13 protein-coding genes are annotated in these 18,376 nt (G+C 71.5%); 7 read left to right on the forward strand and 6 right to left on the reverse strand.

Annotation, left to right across the window (positions count from 1 at the left end; all coding sequences use genetic code 11):
- The first annotated feature begins 227 nt into the window (after nucleotides 1–227).
- The 5 genes from AC0VY3_RS06890 (at nucleotide 228) to alc (ending at nucleotide 5,309) form a co-directional block, all read left to right on the forward strand.
- Nucleotides 228–539, forward strand: a complete 312-nt coding sequence (locus AC0VY3_RS06890; protein WP_103507002.1) for a hypothetical protein — start codon at nucleotides 228–230, stop codon at nucleotides 537–539.
- Entirely contained in the window at nucleotides 540–2,813 is a 2,274-nt protein-coding gene (gene malQ / locus AC0VY3_RS06895; RefSeq protein ID WP_475549215.1) for a 4-alpha-glucanotransferase, read from the forward strand.
- A 20-nt stretch (nucleotides 2,814–2,833) separates the two neighbouring features.
- Nucleotides 2,834–3,064, forward strand: a complete 231-nt coding sequence (locus AC0VY3_RS06900; RefSeq protein WP_432023646.1) for a hypothetical protein — start codon at nucleotides 2,834–2,836, stop codon at nucleotides 3,062–3,064.
- Nucleotides 3,065–3,180: 116 nt separating this feature from the next.
- Nucleotides 3,181–4,089, forward strand: coding sequence for a LysR substrate-binding domain-containing protein (locus tag AC0VY3_RS06905; RefSeq protein ID WP_103513192.1), 909 nt, complete (start codon nucleotides 3,181–3,183; stop codon nucleotides 4,087–4,089).
- Nucleotides 4,090–4,154: 65 nt separating this feature from the next.
- Nucleotides 4,155–5,309 (forward strand): allantoicase, encoded by a 1,155-nt coding sequence (alc, locus tag AC0VY3_RS06910; protein WP_475549216.1) that lies wholly within the window; start codon nucleotides 4,155–4,157, stop codon nucleotides 5,307–5,309.
- 106 nt (nucleotides 5,310–5,415) lie between these two features.
- On the opposite strand, the gene AC0VY3_RS06915 is transcribed toward alc, so the two are convergent.
- Nucleotides 5,416–5,949: a hypothetical protein gene (locus tag AC0VY3_RS06915; RefSeq protein WP_103513190.1), complete on the reverse strand. Its 534-nt coding sequence runs from the start codon at nucleotides 5,947–5,949 to the stop codon at nucleotides 5,416–5,418.
- A 207-nt stretch (nucleotides 5,950–6,156) separates the two neighbouring features.
- Nucleotides 6,157–8,733 carry an aminopeptidase N gene (gene pepN, locus AC0VY3_RS06920; RefSeq protein WP_475549217.1) on the reverse strand — a complete coding sequence of 859 codons (2,577 nt, stop codon included), beginning with the start codon at nucleotides 8,731–8,733 and terminating at the stop codon, nucleotides 6,157–6,159.
- Nucleotides 8,734–8,837: 104 nt separating this feature from the next.
- On the opposite strand from pepN (AC0VY3_RS06920), the gene AC0VY3_RS06925 reads away from it, so the two are divergent.
- Together AC0VY3_RS06925 and AC0VY3_RS06930 are read left to right on the forward strand one after the other, a co-directional pair.
- Nucleotides 8,838–9,062 (forward strand): ribbon-helix-helix domain-containing protein, encoded by a 225-nt coding sequence (locus tag AC0VY3_RS06925; protein WP_103513188.1) that lies wholly within the window; start codon nucleotides 8,838–8,840, stop codon nucleotides 9,060–9,062.
- Nucleotides 9,055–9,402 carry a type II toxin-antitoxin system PemK/MazF family toxin gene (locus tag AC0VY3_RS06930; protein WP_103513187.1) on the forward strand — a complete coding sequence of 116 codons (348 nt, stop codon included), beginning with the start codon at nucleotides 9,055–9,057 and terminating at the stop codon, nucleotides 9,400–9,402. The genes AC0VY3_RS06925 and AC0VY3_RS06930 overlap by 8 nt, the downstream gene beginning before the upstream one ends.
- Before the next feature lie 78 nt (nucleotides 9,403–9,480).
- Here the strand turns inward: AC0VY3_RS06930 and AC0VY3_RS06935 are convergent, their stop codons facing one another.
- From AC0VY3_RS06935 to pepN (AC0VY3_RS06950), 4 genes are all read right to left on the reverse strand, one after another.
- The gene (locus tag AC0VY3_RS06935; protein ID WP_103513186.1) at nucleotides 9,481–10,509 is read right to left on the reverse strand and encodes an aspartate-semialdehyde dehydrogenase; all 1,029 of its coding nucleotides are present in this window, start codon (nucleotides 10,507–10,509) and stop codon (nucleotides 9,481–9,483) included.
- A 255-nt stretch (nucleotides 10,510–10,764) separates the two neighbouring features.
- Entirely contained in the window at nucleotides 10,765–14,073 is a 3,309-nt protein-coding gene (locus AC0VY3_RS06940) for a S8 family serine peptidase (RefSeq protein ID WP_475549218.1), read from the reverse strand.
- Between the two features lie 274 nt (nucleotides 14,074–14,347).
- The gene (locus AC0VY3_RS06945; protein ID WP_475549219.1) at nucleotides 14,348–15,433 is read right to left on the reverse strand and encodes a hypothetical protein; all 1,086 of its coding nucleotides are present in this window, start codon (nucleotides 15,431–15,433) and stop codon (nucleotides 14,348–14,350) included.
- 212 nt (nucleotides 15,434–15,645) lie between these two features.
- Entirely contained in the window at nucleotides 15,646–18,252 is a 2,607-nt protein-coding gene (pepN, locus tag AC0VY3_RS06950) for an aminopeptidase N (RefSeq protein ID WP_103513184.1), read from the reverse strand.
- Nucleotides 18,253–18,376 lie beyond the last annotated feature (124 nt).

Genomic DNA, 18,376 nt, shown 5'->3' on the forward strand with positions numbered 1-18,376 from the left:
GGCCGTTGTGTCGTATTTGCCGGGAATGGCGGCACCTTCGGGCCCGGTGGGGCTGGTGTGGCGGACGGGAGTGGCTGAAAACGGTCCATAGGTGGCAGTCGAGGGAACGGAATGTGACCCAGAGCACGTTGGGCTCGTTGTCATAACGCCTGCATCACGTCCACGTCTGCCGCGGCGAGGCCTGGGTAGGCCTGCTGTGTCCTGTTCTCCATGGCCAGGAGGCCACCATGCCCGCTGCCGCGCAGCTTCTCCTCTCCGCCCTTTCCAAACAGGTCCCCGCCCAGCCCGAATCCGCCCCGCTGACCAGCGAACTTCCCCTTGCCGATGTCGCCCACCTGATCAGCGGTCCGCCGCTCGCCGATGTCTCCCTCCTGCTCGGTGAATCCTCGTTCGCCGATTCCGCGCCACTGACCAGCGAGCCTCCGCTCGCCGATGCCACCCCTCTCACGAGCGAGCCTCCGCTCGCTTCCGTCGCCCCTCTGACCAGCGAGCCGACCGCACCCGGCACCGCAGGGGGCTTGGAGTTCCCAGGAGTCTGAATGGGCTTGTCCCGGCTCGCCGCACTGCACGGTGTCGCCACCTCCTACTCCCCGTCGCCGGATGTCACGGTGTCCGTCCCCGACGACACGGTCATCGCCGTGCTCGCCGCGCTGGGCGTCGACGCCGGCACTCCGGCGGACGTACGGAAGTGCCTCGTCGCCGCGGAGTCCCGCTCGCGCCTCCTGCCGCCGACCGTGGTGGTCTGGGCCGGCGAGCCCCTGCCGCCCGCCCTAGCCGGGCTGCCCCCCGGCTCGACCGTCACGGTCGAGCCGGAGCCGACCGAGGCCCCGGGACACCTCTCGGGCCGCCCGCCCGCCCCGCTGAGCATGCGGTCCCGGGCGGCGGCCCCCGCCGCCCCGGTGACGCGGCCGCCCGTGACGGCTCCGGGAGGCGGCGCTTCCGCTTCCGCTGAGCCCGCCGCGCCCGCCGCGCCTCAGGGAGGCAGCGGTTCCGCTTCCGCCACGCCCCCCGCGGCCCCGGGCGCCTCCGCCTCCGCGCCCGCCTGGTGGATTCCGCCGCCCCACGGTGTCCACCGCATCCACGTCCGTACGCCGGACCACCGCCGGGCCACGGCCACCCTCATCGCCGCCCCGGCCCGCGTCCCGCAGCCGCCCGAGCGGTCGCACGGCTTCCTGGTCCAGCTCTACTCCCTGCTCTCCGCCCGCTCCTGGGGCATGGGCGACCTCGGCGACCTGGCCGACCTCGCCGGCTGGGCCGGGCGCACCATCGGCTCCGGGTTCGTCCAGGTCAACCCCTTGCACGCGGCCGTTCCGGGAAGGCCCACCGACCCGTCCCCGTACCGCCCCTCCTCGCGCCGCTTCCCCGACCCGGTCCATCTGCACGTCGAGTCGATCCCCGAATACGGCCACGTCCGCGACCGGGCCACCCTGGACGACCTCCGGCAGGACGCCGCGGCCCTCAGCGAGGCCGTGCTGAACAAGGGCGCGCTGATCGACCGCGACGCCGTGTGGGAGCTGAAGCGCCAGGCCCTGGAGCTGGTCGTCGAGGTGCCCCTCACGCCCGGCCGCCGCGCCGCCTACTGCGACTTCCTGGCCGAGCAGGGCCCGGCGCTGGAGGACCACGCCCTGTGGTGCGCGCTCGCCGAGGTGCACGGCCCCGACTGGCACACCTGGCCCGAGGCCCTGCGCGACCCCCGATCCCCGGGAACCGCCCGCGCCCGGTCCGAGCTGCTGGACCGGGTCGACTTCCACTGCCGCCTCGCCTGGCTGACCGCCACCCAGCTCGCCGCCGCCCAGCGGTCCGCCGAGGACGCCGGGATGAGTATCGGGATCGTCCACGACCTCGCCGTCGGCGTGCATCCGGCCGGCGCCGACACCTGGGCCCAGCAGGACGCCTTCGCCCACAGCATGTCCGTCGGCGCGCCCCCCGACGCCTTCAACGCGCGCGGCCAGGACTGGGGCCTGCCGCCCTGGCGCCCCGACGTCCTCGCCGCCACCGGTTACGCCGCCTACCGCGGCCTGCTCCGCGGGCTGCTGGCCCGGGCCGGGGCCCTGCGCATCGACCACGTCATGGGTCTGTTCCGGCTCTGGTGGGTGCCCGAGGGCCGCCCGCCCACCGACGGCACCTATGTCGCGTACGACGCCGAGGCGATGCTCGCCGTCCTCGCCCTGGAGGCCCACCGGGCCGGGGCCGCCGTCGTCGGCGAGGACCTCGGCACCGTCGAGCCCGGCGTCCGCGAGGTGCTGGCGCGGCGCGGTGTGCTCGGCACCTCGGTGCTCTGGTTCGAGCGTGACTGGGCCGGCGGCGGCCGCCCGCTCGCCCCGGAGAAGTGGCGCCGCGACTGTCTGGCCACCGCCACCACCCACGATCTGCCCTCCACCGCCGCCCGGCTGACCGGCGATCATGTGACGCTGCGCCATCGCCTCGGCCTGCTCACCCGCTCCCTGGAGGACGAGCTGACCGAGGACGCCACCGACACCGCCGAGTGGCTGGCCCTCCTCGCCCGGCTGCGGATGCTCCCCGAGGGCGACGGCGACGAGGAGGCCGCCGTCCGGGCCGTCCACCGCTTCCTGCTCCGCACCCCCGCCCGGATGACCGGCGTCTGGCTCCCCGACACCGTCGGCGACCGCCGCCCGCAGAATCTCCCGGGCACCTGGGACCAGTACCCCAACTGGCGGCTCCCGATCGCCGACGCCGAGGGCCATCCGGTCACCCTGGAGGAGATCGCCGCCTCGCCCCGGCTGCACGCGCTGATGGAGGTCCTCAGGCCCCGAAAGCCTCATACGGCACCCCCGGGCGAGCGCCGTCCTTAGGCGTTCGCTACGTTGGCACCGTGGACAAGAAGAACGCTATGCGCGCCGGCGTCGTTGCGGCCGGGACGACGCTGATGATGCTGCTCATGTCGGCCCCGGCGCTCGCGCTCACGCCCGACGACGGTGACGACCCGGCTCCGCGCCTGAGCGCGATCGAGACCATCGGTCTCTACGTGGTCGCGCCCATCGCCCTGTTCGTGGTGATCACGGGCCTGGTCATGGTCCTGGACAAGTCCAAGAAGCAGGTCTGATCCCGCACACGCACGACAAGCCCGACAGGTGCGCCGCCGGTGAGAACCACCGCGCGGCGCACCCGTGCGTGCGGACCAGGACGGGCCCGCCCGCGCCGGGCCGGTAGGTTGCGCCCATGACCGAGTGGGACGTCAAGAAGCTCCGCATCCTGCGCACCCTGCGCGACCGGGGCACGGTCACGGCGACCGCCGAGGCGCTCCTGATGACCCCCTCCGCGGTCTCCCAGCAGCTCACCAACCTGGCCAAGCAGCTCGGGGTGGACCTCCTGGAGGCCCAGGGCCGCCGGGTCCGCCTCACGGACGCCGCCCACCTCGTCCTGCGCCACGCCGAGGCGGTCTTCGCCCAGCTGGAGCGGGCGGAGGCGGAACTGACCGGCTATCTCCGCGGCGAGGCCGGCGAGGTCAGGGTCGCCGCGTTCTCCACCGCCGTGCCCGCCCTCGTCGTCCCCGCCGTCCGGCTGCTGCGCGCCGAGGACCGCCCGGGGCCCGACGTACGCGTACGGGAGGCCGAGGCCGCCCAGGCGTACGAACTGCTCACCGCGGGCGAGGTGGACCTGGCCCTGTCGCTGGCCGCCCACGCGCCCACCGCCCGCGACCCCCGCTTCAGCCTCTTCCCGCTGCTCGCCGACCCGCTGGACGTGGCGCTCCCCGCCGACCACCCGCTGGCCGCCGCGCCCGCCCTGCGCCTCGCGGACCTGGCCGCCGACCGCTGGATCTTCGGCGGCTCCGGGCCCTGGTCCGAGATCACCACCGCCGCCTGCGAGGCGGCCGGCTTCGTTCCCGAGCAGGCCCACAGCGCCGCCGGCTGGACCGCGATCCTCGCCCTGGTCGAGGCGGGCATGGGCGTGGCGCTGGTGCCGCGGATGGCCGCCCGGGAGCGCCGCGAGGGCGTGGTGATGCGGGTGCTGGAGGCGGACCGGCCGCGCCGCCATGTGGTGGCGGCGGTCCGGCACGGGGCGGAGAGCGGTCCGGCGGTGGCACGGGTGCTCGCGGCGCTCACCGAAGCCGCCCGATCGTTCAGCTGAGCTGAACGATATCTGCGAAAACTTTCGATGGACCTGATGGGTGCGGTGGCGCGAAGGTAGGAGCCATGACCTTCGACGCGAGCGAGACCACATTCCAGGACACCGACACCGACCCCCACGCCAATGACGCCGCGCCCTACGGCGGCGGCGACCCGTACGCCGACTACCGCGAAGCCGGGGACCTCTCCTTCACCGAGCTGGTCGACCTCGCCGGCCGCCGCCTCGGCGCGGGCGTGATCGCCGCCAACGACGAGTTCTTCGCCGAGCGCGAGAACCTGCTGATCCGTGAGCGCGCCGTCTTCGACCCCGAGCACTTCGGGCACAAGGGCAAGATCATGGACGGCTGGGAGACCCGCCGCCGCCGCGGCGCGGACGCCGGCCACCCCTTCCCGGCCCCCGAGGACCACGACTGGGCCATCGTCCGCCTCGGCGCGCCCGGCATCGTCCGCGGCCTGATCGTGGACACCGCCCACTTCCGCGGCAACTACCCGCAGCGCGTATCGGTGCAGGCCACCGCAGTCGAAGGCGCCCCGAGCCCCGAGGCCCTGCTCGCCGACGACGTGAAGTGGGAGGAGATCCTTCCGCCCACCCCCGTGCGCGGCCACGCCGCCAACGCCTTCGAGATCACCGGCGGCCGCCGCTACACCCACCTGCGCCTCTGCCAGCACCCCGACGGCGGCATCGCCCGCCTCCGCGTGCACGGCGAGGTCGTCCCGGACCCGGCCTGGCTCGCCGCGCTCGGCACGATCGACCTGATCTCGGTCCTCAACGGCGGTACGTACGAGGACGCCTCCGACCGCTTCTACTCCTCGCCCACCCAGATCATCCTGCCGGGCACCTCCCGCAAGATGGACGACGGCTGGGAGAACCGCCGCCGCCGGGTCCGCGACACCAACGACTGGGTCCGCTTCCGCCTTCCCGCCCAGGGCGCGGTCCGCGCGATCGAGATCGACACCGCCTACCTCAAGGGCAACTCCGCCGGCTGGATCGCCCTCCAGGGCCGCAACGGCGACACCGGCGAGTGGTTCGAGATCATCCCGCGCACCCGCCTCCAGCCCGACACCCCGCACCGCTTCGTGCTGCGCGCCCAGGCCGTCGTCACCCACGTCCGCCTCGACGCCTTCCCCGACGGCGGCGTGGCCCGGATGCGGCTGCACGGCACCCTCACGGAGTCCGGCACCGCCGAACTGACCCGCCGCTACGAGGAGTCGGGCGCGTAACCCCGTAACCGCCCCCCGGACCTGACCTCCGGCCCCCAGTTCCCGCCCGGCGGACGGCTGCGCTCCTGCGCCCGCCCGCCGGGCGGTTTCCAGCGGAACCGGCGGCTCAGGCGGCGTACGCCGTGACGTGCAGCGTCTTGGCCAGCACCCGCCAGGTCACCCACGCGAACACCCGGTTCACCCCGTTGCAGAGGACCTCGCCCGTGCAGTCGGTGGGCCGGTCCTGCCAGGCCCGGACCGTCATCGTGTGGAAGCCGAGGGTCCGCGAGAACGCGAAGCGGATGTGCATGCCCCGGCCCAGCTGGTGCCCCGGCAGCGTGTTGATCTGGAAGAAGTCGTTCCCGATGTACTCCACCTCGACCGGATTGCCGCCCAGCAGCTCGCAGCGCGCCCCCGCCCGGATCCGCCCCGCACAGCCGCCGCTGACCGGGAACAGCCAGAAGTGGTCGGTCAGCTGCCGCCGTACGGCGTCCGGCCCGGTGAACGGATGCAGCCCCAGGCTGTACCCGTACGTGTAGAGGTCGTAGCAGCCCGCCGGACCGGACCGGCAGTCCGGGCGTCCGGTCACCGGCGCGGCGGGGCCCGTCACCAGCCCCGCGCACAGGGCCAGCGCGACCGGCACGGCGGCGAAGCCGGGCATGGGACCCTCCCGTGGCCTGCGTCCGAAGCATCATGCGACGACCCTTCGGACCGTAGGCCACGGGAGATCACGGCGCGCGCGCACGGCCGCCGAACGCGCGACGGCGGGGCCGGAAGCTGGAGCCGTACGGGCCGGCCCGCCCGCTGACCCGAAAAGGGCGCCCCCTCCGCCGCAGCGAAGAGGGCGCCCCCGGGGCCGTACGCCGTGTTACGCGGTGGCCGCCGCCGCGTCCGCCGCCTGGGCCTTCAGAGCGCGCTCCACACCGGACCGCGACTCCGACATCAGCCGGCGCAGGGCCGCGCTCGGCTCGGCCGAGGCCAGCCAGGCGTCCGTGGCGTCCAGTGTCTCCTGCGAGACCTGGAGGGACGGGTAGAGGCCCACGATGATCTGCTGGGCCATCTCGTGGCTGCGCGAGTCGGAGATGCCCTTCACCGAGGCGAAGTACTTCTCCGTGTACGGGGCCAGCAGCTCACGCTGGTCCGTCTGGACGAAGCCGCTGATGACCGCTTCCTGGAGCGAGTTCGGCAGCTCGCCGGAGTCCACGACCGAGGCCCACGCCCGGGCCTTGGCCTCCTCGGACGGCTGGGCCGCCCGCGCGGAGGCCGCGTGGCGCTCGCCCGCCGCGGTCTTGTCGCGCTCGTACTCGGCGGCGATCTCCTCCTCGTCCAGCAGACCGGCCGCCGCCAGCCGCTGCACGAACGCCCACCGCAGCTCGGTGTCGACGGCCAGGCCCTCGATCGCCTCCGTGCCGTCCAGCAGCGACTGGAGCAGGTCCAGCTGCTGCGGGTTGCGGGCCGTGGCCGCGAAGGCGCGGGCCCAGGCCAGCTGGTGGTCGCTGCCCGGCTCCGCCGTGCGCAGGTGCGCCAGCGTCGCGTCGGTCCACTGGTTGAGCGCGCCCTCACGGGTCTCCGGCGCGGCGTACAGGTCCAGCGCCAGCTTCACCTGGCGGTGCAGCGACTGGACGACGCCGATGTCCGACTCCTTGCCGATGCCGGAGAGCACCAGCGAGAGGTAGTCGCGGGTCGCCAGCTCGCCGTCGCGTGTCATGTCCCAGGCCGAGGCCCAGCTCAGGGCGCGCGGCAGCGACTCGGTGAAGTCGCCCAGGTGCTCGGTGACGACCCGCAGCGACTCGGTGTCGAGGCGGACCTTGGCGTACGACAGGTCGTCGTCGTTGAGCAGGACGACCGCCGGACGGGCCCTGCCCACCAGGGCGGGAACGTCGGTGCGCTCGCCGTCGACGTCCAGCTCGATCCGGTCGGTGCGGACCAGCTTGCCGTCGGCGTCGAGGTCGTAGGCGCCGATGGCGATGCGGTGCGGGCGCAGCGTCGGCTCGCCCTTCGCGCCGGCGGGCAGCGCGGGGGCCTCCTGGAGCACGGTGAACGAGGTGACGACGCCGTTCGCGTCGGTCTCGATCTCCGGGCGGAGGGTGTTGATGCCCGCCGTCTCCAGCCACGCCTTCGACCAGGTCTTCAGATCGCGGCCGGAGGTCTTCTCCAGCGCGCCCAGCAGGTCGGACAGGCGGGTGTTGCCGAAGGCGTGCGCCTTGAAGTACGCCTGCACGCCCTGGAAGAACGCGTCCTTGCCGACGTACGCCACGAGCTGCTTCAGCACGGAGGCGCCCTTGGCGTACGTGATCCCGTCGAAGTTGACGAGCACGTCGTCCAGGTCGCTGATGTCCGCCATGATCGGGTGCGTGGAGGGCAGCTGGTCCTGCCGGTACGCCCAGGTCTTCATGGAGTTGGCGAACGTGGTCCAGGAGTGCGGCCACTTCGAGCCCGCCGCGTCGGCCTGGCAGGCGATCGAGGTGTAGGTGGCGAACGACTCGTTCAGCCAGAGGTCGTTCCACCACTCCATCGTGACGAGGTCGCCGAACCACATGTGGGCCAGCTCGTGCAGGATCGTCTCGGCCCGCACCTCGTACGCCGCGTCCGTCACCTTGGAGCGGAAGACGTACTGGTCGCGGATGGTGACCGCGCCCGCGTTCTCCATCGCGCCCGCGTTGAACTCCGGGACGAAGAGCTGGTCGTACTTGGCGAACGGGTACGCGTAGTCGAACTTCTCCTGGAACCACTCGAAGCCCTGCCGGGTGACGGCGAAGATCTCGTCCGCGTCCAGGTACTCCGCCAGCGACGGGCGGCAGTAGATGCCGAGCGGGACGGACTGGCCGTCCTTCTCGTAGGAGCTGTGCACCGAGTGGTACGGGCCGACGATGAGCGCCGTGATGTACGTGGAGATGCGCGGCGTCGGCTCGAAGGCCCAGACGTCGTCCTTCGGCTCCGGCGTCGGCGCGTTCGAGATGACCGTCCAGCCGGAGGGGGCCTTCACGGTGAACCGGAACGTCGCCTTCAGGTCCGGCTGCTCGAACGAGGCGAAGACGCGGCGGGCGTCCGGGACCTCGAACTGCGTGTACAGATAGGCCTGCTCGTCGACCGGGTCGACGAACCGGTGCAGGCCCTCACCGGTGTTGGTGTACGAGCAGTCGGCGACGACCTTCAGCTCGTTGGCGCCTTCGCGCAGATGCGGCAGGGCGATCCGCGCGTCGCGGAACACGGCGGCCACGTCCAGGTCCTTGCCGTTCAGCACCACGTCGTGGACGGCCGGGGCGACCAGGTCGATGAAGGACTCCGCACCCGCCTCCGCGCAGTCGAAGCGCACGGTGGTCACGGACCGGTAGGTGCCGCCCTCCTGCGCTCCGGAGAGGTCGAGATCGATCTCGTACGCGTCCACGGTCAGCAGGCGCGCCCGCTCCTGTGCCTCTTCGCGGGTCAGATTCGTGCCAGGCACGCGGTCATCTCCTTTGATGGTGACGTTTCGGATCATCCTTCCACGTTCGCCCCCGCCGGACGACGGGTAGCGCCTTCTGTCCTACCGGTGGTAGCATCTTTGGTATGAAGATCAGTGTGAGCCTACCCCAGGAGGATGTCGCCTTCGTCGACGAGTACGCGGCGAAGACCGACGCCGATTCCCGGTCCGCCGTCATACACGCCGCCATCGAGTTGCTGCGTACCGCAGGCCTGGAGGCGGAGTACGCCGAGGCGTTCCAGGAGTGGGACGCGAGTGAGGACGCCGCTCTCTGGGACCGCACGGTGGCCGACGGGCTCACGGATGCGTAGGGGTGACATCCACCTCGTGGACCTGGAGCCCGCGCGGGGGAGTGAAGCCAACAAGGTGCGTCCGGCGGTGATCGTCTCCAACAACGCCGCCAACCGGTCGGCCGAGGTGTCCGGCAGGGGCGTCGTCGCCGTGGTGCCCCTGACCTCGAACACCTCGCGGATCCTCAGCTTCCAGGTCCTTCTGGCCGCGGAGGAGAGCCATCTCCCGCAGAACTCCAAGGTCCAGTGCGAACAGATCCGGGCGGTCTCCCCCGGGCGGATCCTGAAGCGCATCGGTGAGGTGCCCCACCAGCGCATGGCGGAGATCGACAGGGCCCTGCGCCGACACCTCGCGCTCTGACCCGCACACGCGAAGGGGAGGCCACCGGTGCACTCCGGTGGCCGCCCCTTGCCGTACGCGTACGCGTGACGCGGCTGGTCAGCCCTTCAGCTCGGCCGCCACCAGCTCCGCGATCTGCACGGCGTTCAGCGCCGCGCCCTTGCGGAGGTTGTCGTTGGAGACGAACAGCGCGAGGCCGTTGTCCACGGTCTCGTCGACCCGGATGCGGCCGACGTAACTGGCGTCCTTGCCGGCCGCCTGGAGCGGGGTCGGGATCTCGGACAGCTCGACGCCCTCGGCGTCCTTCAGCAGCTCATAGGCGCGCTCGACGCCGATCGGGCGGGCGAAGCGGGCGTTGATCTGGAGCGAGTGGCCGGAGAAGACCGGGACCCGGACGCAGGTGCCGGAGACCTTCAGCTCCGGGATCTCCAGGATCTTGCGGGACTCGTTGCGGAGCTTCTGCTCCTCGTCCGTCTCGAACGAGCCGTCGTCCACGATCGAGCCCGCCAGCGGCAGCACGTTGAAGGCGATCGGACGCTTGTAGACGGCCGGCTCGGGGAAGTCCACGGCCTCGCCGTCGTGGACCAGCTTCTCGGCGTCGGCGACGACCTTGGCCGCCTGGCCGTGCAGCTCGGAGACCCCGGCGAGCCCGGAGCCGGAGACGGCCTGATAGGTGGCGACGGTCAGCGCTTCGAGACCGGCCTCGTCGTGCAGCGGGCGTAGCACGGGCATCGCGGCCATCGTCGTGCAGTTCGGGTTGGCGATGATGCCCTTGGGGCGGACCTTCGCCGCGTGCGGGTTGACCTCGGAGACGACGAGCGGGACCTCGGGGTCCTTGCGCCAGGCGGAGGAGTTGTCGATCACCACGGCGCCCTGCCCGGCGACCTTCTCGGCCAGCGCCTTCGAGGTCGCGCCGCCGGCGGAGAACAGCACGATGTCCAGGCCGGTGTAGTCGGCCGTGGAGGCGTCCTCGACGGTGACGGCGGAGCCCTTGAAGCCGATCGTGGAGCCCGCGGACCGGGCGGAGGCGAACAGCCGCAGCTCGTCGACCGGGAAGTTGCGGTCGGCCAGGATCCTGAGCATGACTGTGCCGACCTGACCGGTGGCGCCGACGATTCCGACCTTCACGAGGACTCCTCTGTTCTGTACACCTGTGCGTCTGTGCGGTCCGTATGCCGCTCCATGATGCGTATGTCCCGGCCCGCCTTGTCCAATCCATTGTCCGACCTGCGGACTCCTCGTGCGAGGACCGCAGATTCTGCGATGCCCGTGCCCGCGTGGGGAAACATCTGCGGCGGCGTACGCGGTCTGTGACGAGGAACACGTACAGCGGGGCGGGTGCTCGTGAGAGCGCCCGCCCCGCCGTCCTGCCGGTGGGATCCGTTACGGCGTGACCTTCTCGATCACGACGCTGCCGGTGCCCGCGGCGGTGCCGCGCGCGTTGACCACCTGGACCTCGCCGAAGAACTGACGGCCCTCGGGGGCCGCTCCGGCGACCACGACCTCGGCGCCGACCTGGGCCGACGCACCGTTGGCCAGGTTCACGGCCTTGCCGGCGTCGACCTTGATCGTGCCGAGCGACGGTGCGTAGAACACGTCGCGGTAGTCGTACGCGGTGGAACCGGCCGGGACCGAGTAGCCGTCGACGACGACCGTGTACGTGCCCGCGGCGGGCTTGACCAGGCTGACCGACTCCTCGGAACCGGAGGTGGTCGAGCTGCCGACCTGCGTGGCGCCCCGGAAGACGTACAGGTCGATGTCCGCGTTGGCGTCCGAGGTGCCTCCGATGGCGATGTCGAGCTTCTCGACACCCGCGCCGATGGTGACCGTGGTCTCACGGGTCTGGCCCGTGGAGATCGACGGCTTGTCCACCTTGGCCGAGCCCAGCGAGCCGCCCTGGAGCTTGCCCTGGAGGGCGGCGGCGCCGTTGGTGACCGTCCAGCTCACCGGGGCCGGAGTGCCGACCTTAGCCTCGGCGATGGTCTGCACCGCCGGGTCGAAGGAGACACCGAGCAGGGAGACGTCCAGCTTGAACGGGTTGTCCAGCAGCGGCGACGTGCGCCGCGCCTCGACCTCGATCTCCCACACGCCGGGCTGCGGGTCCTTGTAGGAACGCACGTCCGGGCGGCAGGTGTTGGCCGGGTTCTCGTAGTTCGGGTAGCAGTTGATCGTGGACGTCGGGTCGACCGGCGTCCCGTACGGGTGCAGGGCGATGAACCGGGTCTGGCTGCCCGAGCGCAGTGCGCTGATGGCGACCTCGAGGTTCTTCGCGCCCTCCGGCACGTTGACGAAGTACGACGTGGTGCCGTTGCGCTGCACCGAGCCGGACGACTTGAAGGCGTAACCGGGCTGCTGGAGCTCGTGGGCGATGACGACCGTGGTCATGATCTGGTGGTCGACGCCGGAGGTCTTCTTGTCGTCGAGCCGCAGGATCGCGCTGTGCACCCCGGCGGTCTTCGCCTTCGCCCTGACCTTGAGCTTGACCGGCGTGTCGAGCGGGAGCGAGACGTACTGGGGGCTGCTCAGCGAGAAGGTGCCGTCGTTGTTCTTCCACGTCAGCTTGTGCTGGACGTTGCGGTCCGGGCCGGTGGTCCGGGTGACGACGACGTCGTAGACCTTGGTCTCGCCGACCTTCAGGCCGCCCTCGCGGTCGTAGAGGCCGGTGCCGAAGCCCGGGTCCTTGAGCGCGAAGTCGATCGCGGTGTCGACCGGGGCCTTCACCGAGAACTCGTGCGCGGGCTTGCCCTGCTTGGCGATCTGCTTCCACGCCTTGACGATGTCGATCAGACCGGAGCCCTGGACATGCGCGGGCACATCCTTGATGTGGCTCGCGGTGCTGGTCAGCGCGGTGCGCAGGTCGACCGGGGGAAGCTCGATGTCCTTCTGCTTCGCCTTCGACAGCAGCAGCGCCGCGGCGCCCGCCACCTGCGGGGAGGACATCGAGGTGCCCTGGAGCATGGAGTAGCCGGCCGGCAGGTCGTAACCCGCCTCCTTGACCGGACCGCCCGGCGCCCAGGTCTGGGTGGTGTTGATGGACGCACCCGGAGCCGAGATGACCGGCGTGAAGCCGCCGTCCTCACGCGGACCGCGTGAGGAGAAGGGCAGCATGTCGTACTTCTTGGTGACGTTGGAGCCGTAGTTGGCCGCCCACGTCTCCTTGGAGATCGACGCGCCCACCGAGATCACGTGGTCGGCTACGGACGGGTCGCCGATGGTGTTGAGACCCGGGCCGCTGTTGCCGGCCGAGATGACCAGCTGCACGCCGTAGATGTCGATGAGCCGCTTGTACAGCTCGGCGCGCGCGTTGTTGCCGTCGTTCAGCGGCGGCAGGCCGCCGATCGACATGTTGACGATGTCGACGCCGCGGTTGACGACGAGGTCGATCATGCCCTCGGTCAGCGCGATGTTGGTGCAGCCGCCGGACCAGGTGCAGGCACGCGAGGAGACGATCTTGGCACCGGGGGCGGCACCGTTCATCTTGCCGCCGAACAGCCCGTTGGCCGCGGTGATGCCCGCGACGTGCGTGCCGTGCGAGCCCTCGATGACACCGATGTTGACGAAGTCGGCCTTGGCGCCGGCCGCGTTGTAGGTGACACCCTTGCGGGTCTCGACGACGAACGGGATCCGCTCGACGACGGGGGTCCGCGGGTCGTCCTCACCGAAGTAGGAGACCTGGAACTTCTCCTTGTACGGCTTGAGGACCTTGTCGTCGGAGAAGTCCGCGTTGTTGTTCAGGTCGACCCGCGTGGTGCCGGTGACCGGGTCGTACAGCACGCCCCAGACGTCGGTGGTGTCACCGTCGCGGTTGAGGTCGCCCGCCATGTCGCCACCGGTGGTGGCCGCCTCGGCGAAGGTGGCGAACTTGTAGCTGCCCGCCGGGGCCGAGTAGGTCTTCCCGCCGGACGCGAACGTCGGGCCGGTGACGGACTCGGTCATCCGCAGCCAGGTGCCGTCGCCGTCGCTCACCGGGTCGGTGGCGGTCACCCAGTCGACGATCTTGCGCTCGCCGGTGGTGGTCTTCCTCAGGGCCGGGTGGCCGAGGTCGACGCCGGAGTCCAGGATGCCGATCGTGATCCCACGGCCGTCGGCCTTCGGGTGCTTCGCGACGAAGTCGACCGCGCCCGTCTCGAAGGACGGGTTGTACGGGTTCTTCGCCGGGGTCTTCTTGTTCGGTGCCGCGTAACTGCCCTTGGCCTTCAGCTGCTTCGCTCCGGCGGCCCGGTCGCCCTTGGGCGTCGGGTCGTCCAGCTTGATCTCCTGCTTGAGATCGATGCCGAGGACGGAGGAGAGCTTCGAGGCCGCCTTGATGGTGGACTCGGCGCGCTTCGTCGGGACCGTCGCACGGACGTAGCCGAGCTTGTCGTAGGTCTGGCCGAGCACGGAGCCCTCGACGGCGTCCAACTGCTTGCTGACCTGCTCGGTCGCCCCGGGGGTGGTGGCGACCATCATGGTGACGTTCTTCTCGCCCTTGGCCTCGGCCTTCGCCAGGAGATCGGCGTCGGCCTTGCCGAGCTTGTCGCCCCGGTCGCTGGTGGCGGCCGGTTTGACGGGTGCCGGAGCCGGGTCGTCGACGGCGAAGGCCGGTGCGGCGCCGGAGGCGGCGAGTGCCGCCGCCAGACCGGCAGCGGCCGCGATACGAGCCGCGCGTCTCGCCCCGGGTATGGAGCTGGGGGATTCCTTGGTCATCAGCATCCCTGTAATTGAAAGAGAGAGTCCGGAATTCGGTACCGGATGACCGCTCAGCCTGTCGTAAATGACAGGGGTTTGTGGAGAGTTGACGGAGACGAGTCAGGGACATGGCATAGATCCGCCATGGGGCGCGATATGCCACGAGGGAGGAAAGTGGCCAAACAGTACGCAGGTGGCGCCCGGTGCGGGGTGGTGGTCCGGACCAGAGGCCGTCGAGGGCCCGCGCTCGCGATGCCTGTCCGCCGCCCGCCTCCCGCTTCCCGCCCGGCCTGCCCGCTCAGCGCGGCAGCACCATCACGTACGCGGCCGGCTCCCGGTCGGCCGCCGCCATCAGCGCCGTCCGTACGACCGTCGCCTGCTGGTCCACCGCCTCGCGCAGCTTCCTCGGCGTGAGGTGGACGACCGTGATCCCGAGCCGTTCCAGATGCTCGCGCTTCGCGGCGTACGCGGACCACTGCGGGTCCTCCTCGGTCCGGCCCCTCCGGCCGGGCGCGCCGTACCGGGGCGCCCGGGTGTCCAGCTCCACCGCCACCGCCTGGTCGGGCCAGTAGGCGTCGACCCCGCCGAGCCCCGGCCCGCCCGGCTGCCGCAGCTCCACGTTCCACACCGGCTCCGGCAGCCCGTGCTCGCGCACCATCGTGTACAGCCGCGCCTCCGCCACCGTCCGCCCCTCGGCCAGCAGCGCGTCGACCGCGCCCACCACGGCGGGCCGTCCCAGCAGCTTCGCCTCGCTCAACTCCCGTACCACGGAAGCCGGTTCGCAATGCCCGCCGCGCACCGCCTCGGTCAGCAGCCGCCGGACGTCCGCCGCGTCGTCCGTGCCCGCCACCGCGTCCGCCAGGGCCCGCTCCACCGGGGCGACGGGTACCTCGCCCACCCGCGCCGCGCTCGGCATCGAGGCGGTCCGCTGCACCTCCACGAACCGGGTGGACCGCAGCCGCCGGGTGCGGGGGACCAGCACATCGATCCGGTGCAGCGCCCCCAGGTCACCGGCGGTGGCGAAGCCGTACAGCGCGAGCGCCGCGATCCCGGTGACCATCGCCTCGCCGTACCCCGCGTCCGAAGGCTCCGCCGGCGCGCGCCGCGCGGAGACCGGCGGACGCCCCGCGTACAACAGCGCTCCGTGCAGCCGCTCCTGTCCGGTGGGCGGACCCGGGTGCAGCAGATAGACCCCCGGCAGCAGATGCTGCCAGGGGCCGCCGGGCAGACACTGCGCGGACGTCTGCGCGGCGGACACGCCCCGCGCCCTCAACTGCGCGGCGGACAGGACACGCTGCATGACGTCCCCGGAGTGGAGGGGGAGCCGGGAGAGCGGGGCGAGAGCGGAGAGGCCGGGGGAGAGCGGGGTGTTCTTCTGGGTCATGTCCCGGGGTTTCCCGCCCGGGGAGGGTGCCCTAACCCCTGTTACACGCCCGTTGACATTCCCGGACAACGCCGTCCTAAAGTACGGACGTTCGACAACCGAAAAGGGCCGTCGCGCCGGGAATCGGGGGCAGGGCATCTCGGGCGGGTGTACGAGCGCCGCTTTCGCGCCGCACGCACGCCCCGCCCGAGCGCCCCCTCATTCCCTCCTGCTCACGCCGCCGAGGACCGGTCGCACTCCTGGCCGCGCAGCGCCCGCGCGAGATCGTCGCGGGCCTCCAGCACCAGCCGCCGCAGCGCCGGGGCCGCGTCCTCGTGCTCGGTCAGCCAGGCGTCGGTCGCCGCGAGGGTCTCGGGGCTGTCCTGGAGCCCGGGGAACATCCCGCGCACCACGTTCATGCCGATCTGGATGGACCGTTCCGCCCAGATCCGCTCGATCACCTCGAAGTAGCGGGGCGCGTACGGCGCGAGCAGCTCCCGCTGGGAGGGCTGCCCGAAGCCGGTGATCGTCGCCCCGACCAGCGCGTTGGACAGCTTGTCCGACTCCACGACCGCCGCCCACGCCTGCGCCTTGACCGCTTCGGACGGCCGCGAGGCGAGGCACCGTACGTGATGGCGCTTGCCGGTGGCCGTGTCGTCGCGGGCCAGTTCGGCGTCGATCACCGCCTCGTTCGCCACCCCGTGCGAGGCCAGCGGGGAGAGGAAGGACCAGCGCAGCTCCTGGTCGACGTCGAGACCGTCGACCCGTGCCGTGCCGTCCAGCAGCCCGCCGAGCAGCTGGAAGTCCTCGTCGGACGAGGCGACCGCCGCGAAGAAGCGGGCCCAGGTCAACTGGTGCTGGCTGCCCGGCTCCGCGGTCCGCAGCTCGCGCAGCGCACCCTCGGCCAGCGCCCGGCCGCCCTCCTCACGCCAGTCGGGCGCCGCGTAGTGGACCAGCGCCGACTCCGTCCAGGCGTGCAGCATCTGGAGCACGCCGATGTCGCTCTCCCGCCCGGCGAACGCCAGCACCAGCGCGGCGAAGTCGCGGGCCGGCAGCAGCGCGTCCCGGGTCAGGTTCCACAGCGCCGACCAGCACAGCGCACGGGCCAGCGGGTCCGTGATCTCGCCCAGGTGGTCGCGGAGCGTGGCCAACGACCGCTCGTCGAAGCGGACCTTGCAGTAGGTGAGGTCGTCGTCGTTGACCAGGATCAGATCGGGCCGCTCGGACCCGGCCAGCGCGTCCACCACGGTCCGCTCGCCGGCCACGTCCACCTCGGCGCGCGCGTAACGCGTCAGCTCGCCCTCCGGCGTACGCCGGTACAGGCCGACCGCGACACGGTGCGGGCGCAGCTCCGGGTGCGAGGCGGCGGCCTCCTGGACGACGGCCAGCTCGGTGAGCGTGCCCGCCGCGTCGTACGTGGGCACCGGGGTGAGCACATTGACGCCCGCCGTCTGGAGCCAGGAGCGCGACCAGGCGGTCATGTCCCGCCCGGAGGTCTCGGCGAGCACGGACAGCAGGTCCCCGAGCCGGGTGTTCCCGTAGGCATGCTGCTTGAAGTAGCGCCGGGCGCCTTCGAGGAACGCCTCGCGCCCCACGTACGCCACGAGCTGCTTCAGGACGGAGGCGCCCTTGGCGTACGTGATCCCGTCGAAGTTCAGCTTGGCGTCCTCCAGGTCACGGATGTCGGCCGTGATGGGGTGCGTCGAGGGCAGCTGGTCGGCGCGGTAGGCCCAGGCCTTGCGCTGGTTGGCGAAGGTGATCCAGCCGTTGGTGAAGCGGGTCGCCTCGACCATCGAGAAGGCGCCCATGAAGTCCGCGAAGGACTCCTTCAGCCACAGGTCGTCCCACCACTCCATGGTGACGAGGTCGCCGAACCACATGTGCGCCATCTCGTGCAGGATGACGTTGGCCCGCCGCTCGTAGGCCGCCGTGGTGACCTTGCCGCGGTAGATGTACTCCTCGCGGAAGGTGACCATGCCCGGGTTCTCCATGGCCCCGAGGTTGTACTCGGGCACGAACGCCTGGTCGTACTTCCCGAAGGGGTACGGGTAGTCGAAGTTGTCGTGGAAGAAGTCCAGGCCCTGCTTGGTGATCAGGAAGACGTCGTCCGCGTCGAAGTGCTTGGCGAGCCCCTTGCGGCACATCGCGCCGAGCGGGATCTCCAGGGTGGAGCCGTCGTCGAACGTACGGGTGTAGTGATCACTCACGTAGTGGTACGGACCGGCGACGACGGCGGTGATGTACGTGGAGATCGGCTTGGTCTCGGCGAAGGTCCACACCCCGTCCTCGTGCGACTCCTCGGCCCCGTTGGACCAGACCCGCCAGTCCGCCGGCGCGGTCACCCGGAAGCGGTAGGGGGCCTTCAGGTCGGGCTGTTCGAAATTGGCGAAGACACGGCGGGCGTCGGCCGGCTCGTACTGCGTGTAGAGATAGACCTCGCCGTCCTCCGGGTCGACGAAGCGGTGCATGCCCTCGCCGGTCCGGCTGTACGCGCAGCGGGCGTCGACCACGAGCACGTTCTCGCCCTCGACGAGCCCGTCCAGCGCCACCCGCGTGCCGTCGAACACGACGGCCGGGTCGAGGGGCTCACCGTTCAGGGTCACCGCGTCCACACCCGGCGCCACCAGGTCGGCGAAGGTCGAGGCGCCGGCCCGGGCGGAGCGGAACCGGATCGTGGTGAGCGAACGGAACGTCCGCGGGCGGCCGTCCCCGTCGTCCCCGTCGGCCCTCTCGGGCTCGCCGACGGCGGACCGCAGGTCGAGGTCGACCTCGTAACCGTCGACGGTCAGCAGCTCGGCCCTCTTCTGGGCCTCGTCGCGGGACAGGTTTTCACCGGGCACGGGCACTCCTTCGTGACGCGCGTCATGTGTCGTGTTCGAACCTATTGATCCTTGCATGCGCCTCGCGGCGACGGCAGGCAGGGAATGAAGAGGCCTTCCGGAGATGTTCTCGCCCGAAGGTGGC

It is taken from the genome of Streptomyces sp. iso_384, assembly GCF_056172905.1.

Coding starts and splice junctions, on each gene's coding strand:
- AC0VY3_RS06945 (WP_475549219.1), bottom strand. CDS start 15,433: ATGACCCAGAAGAACACCCCGCTCTCCCCCGGCCTCTCCGCTCTCGCC.
- AC0VY3_RS06915 (WP_103513190.1), bottom strand. CDS start 5,949: ATGCCCGGCTTCGCCGCCGTGCCGGTCGCGCTGGCCCTGTGCGCGGGG.
- AC0VY3_RS06940 (WP_475549218.1), bottom strand. CDS start 14,073: ATGCTGATGACCAAGGAATCCCCCAGCTCCATACCCGGGGCGAGACGC.
- AC0VY3_RS06930 (WP_103513187.1), top strand. CDS start 9,055: ATGCGTAGGGGTGACATCCACCTCGTGGACCTGGAGCCCGCGCGGGGG.
- malQ (WP_475549215.1), top strand. CDS start 540: ATGGGCTTGTCCCGGCTCGCCGCACTGCACGGTGTCGCCACCTCCTAC.
- AC0VY3_RS06925 (WP_103513188.1), top strand. CDS start 8,838: ATGAAGATCAGTGTGAGCCTACCCCAGGAGGATGTCGCCTTCGTCGAC.
- alc (WP_475549216.1), top strand. CDS start 4,155: ATGACCTTCGACGCGAGCGAGACCACATTCCAGGACACCGACACCGAC.
- AC0VY3_RS06890 (WP_103507002.1), top strand. CDS start 228: ATGCCCGCTGCCGCGCAGCTTCTCCTCTCCGCCCTTTCCAAACAGGTC.
- AC0VY3_RS06905 (WP_103513192.1), top strand. CDS start 3,181: ATGACCGAGTGGGACGTCAAGAAGCTCCGCATCCTGCGCACCCTGCGC.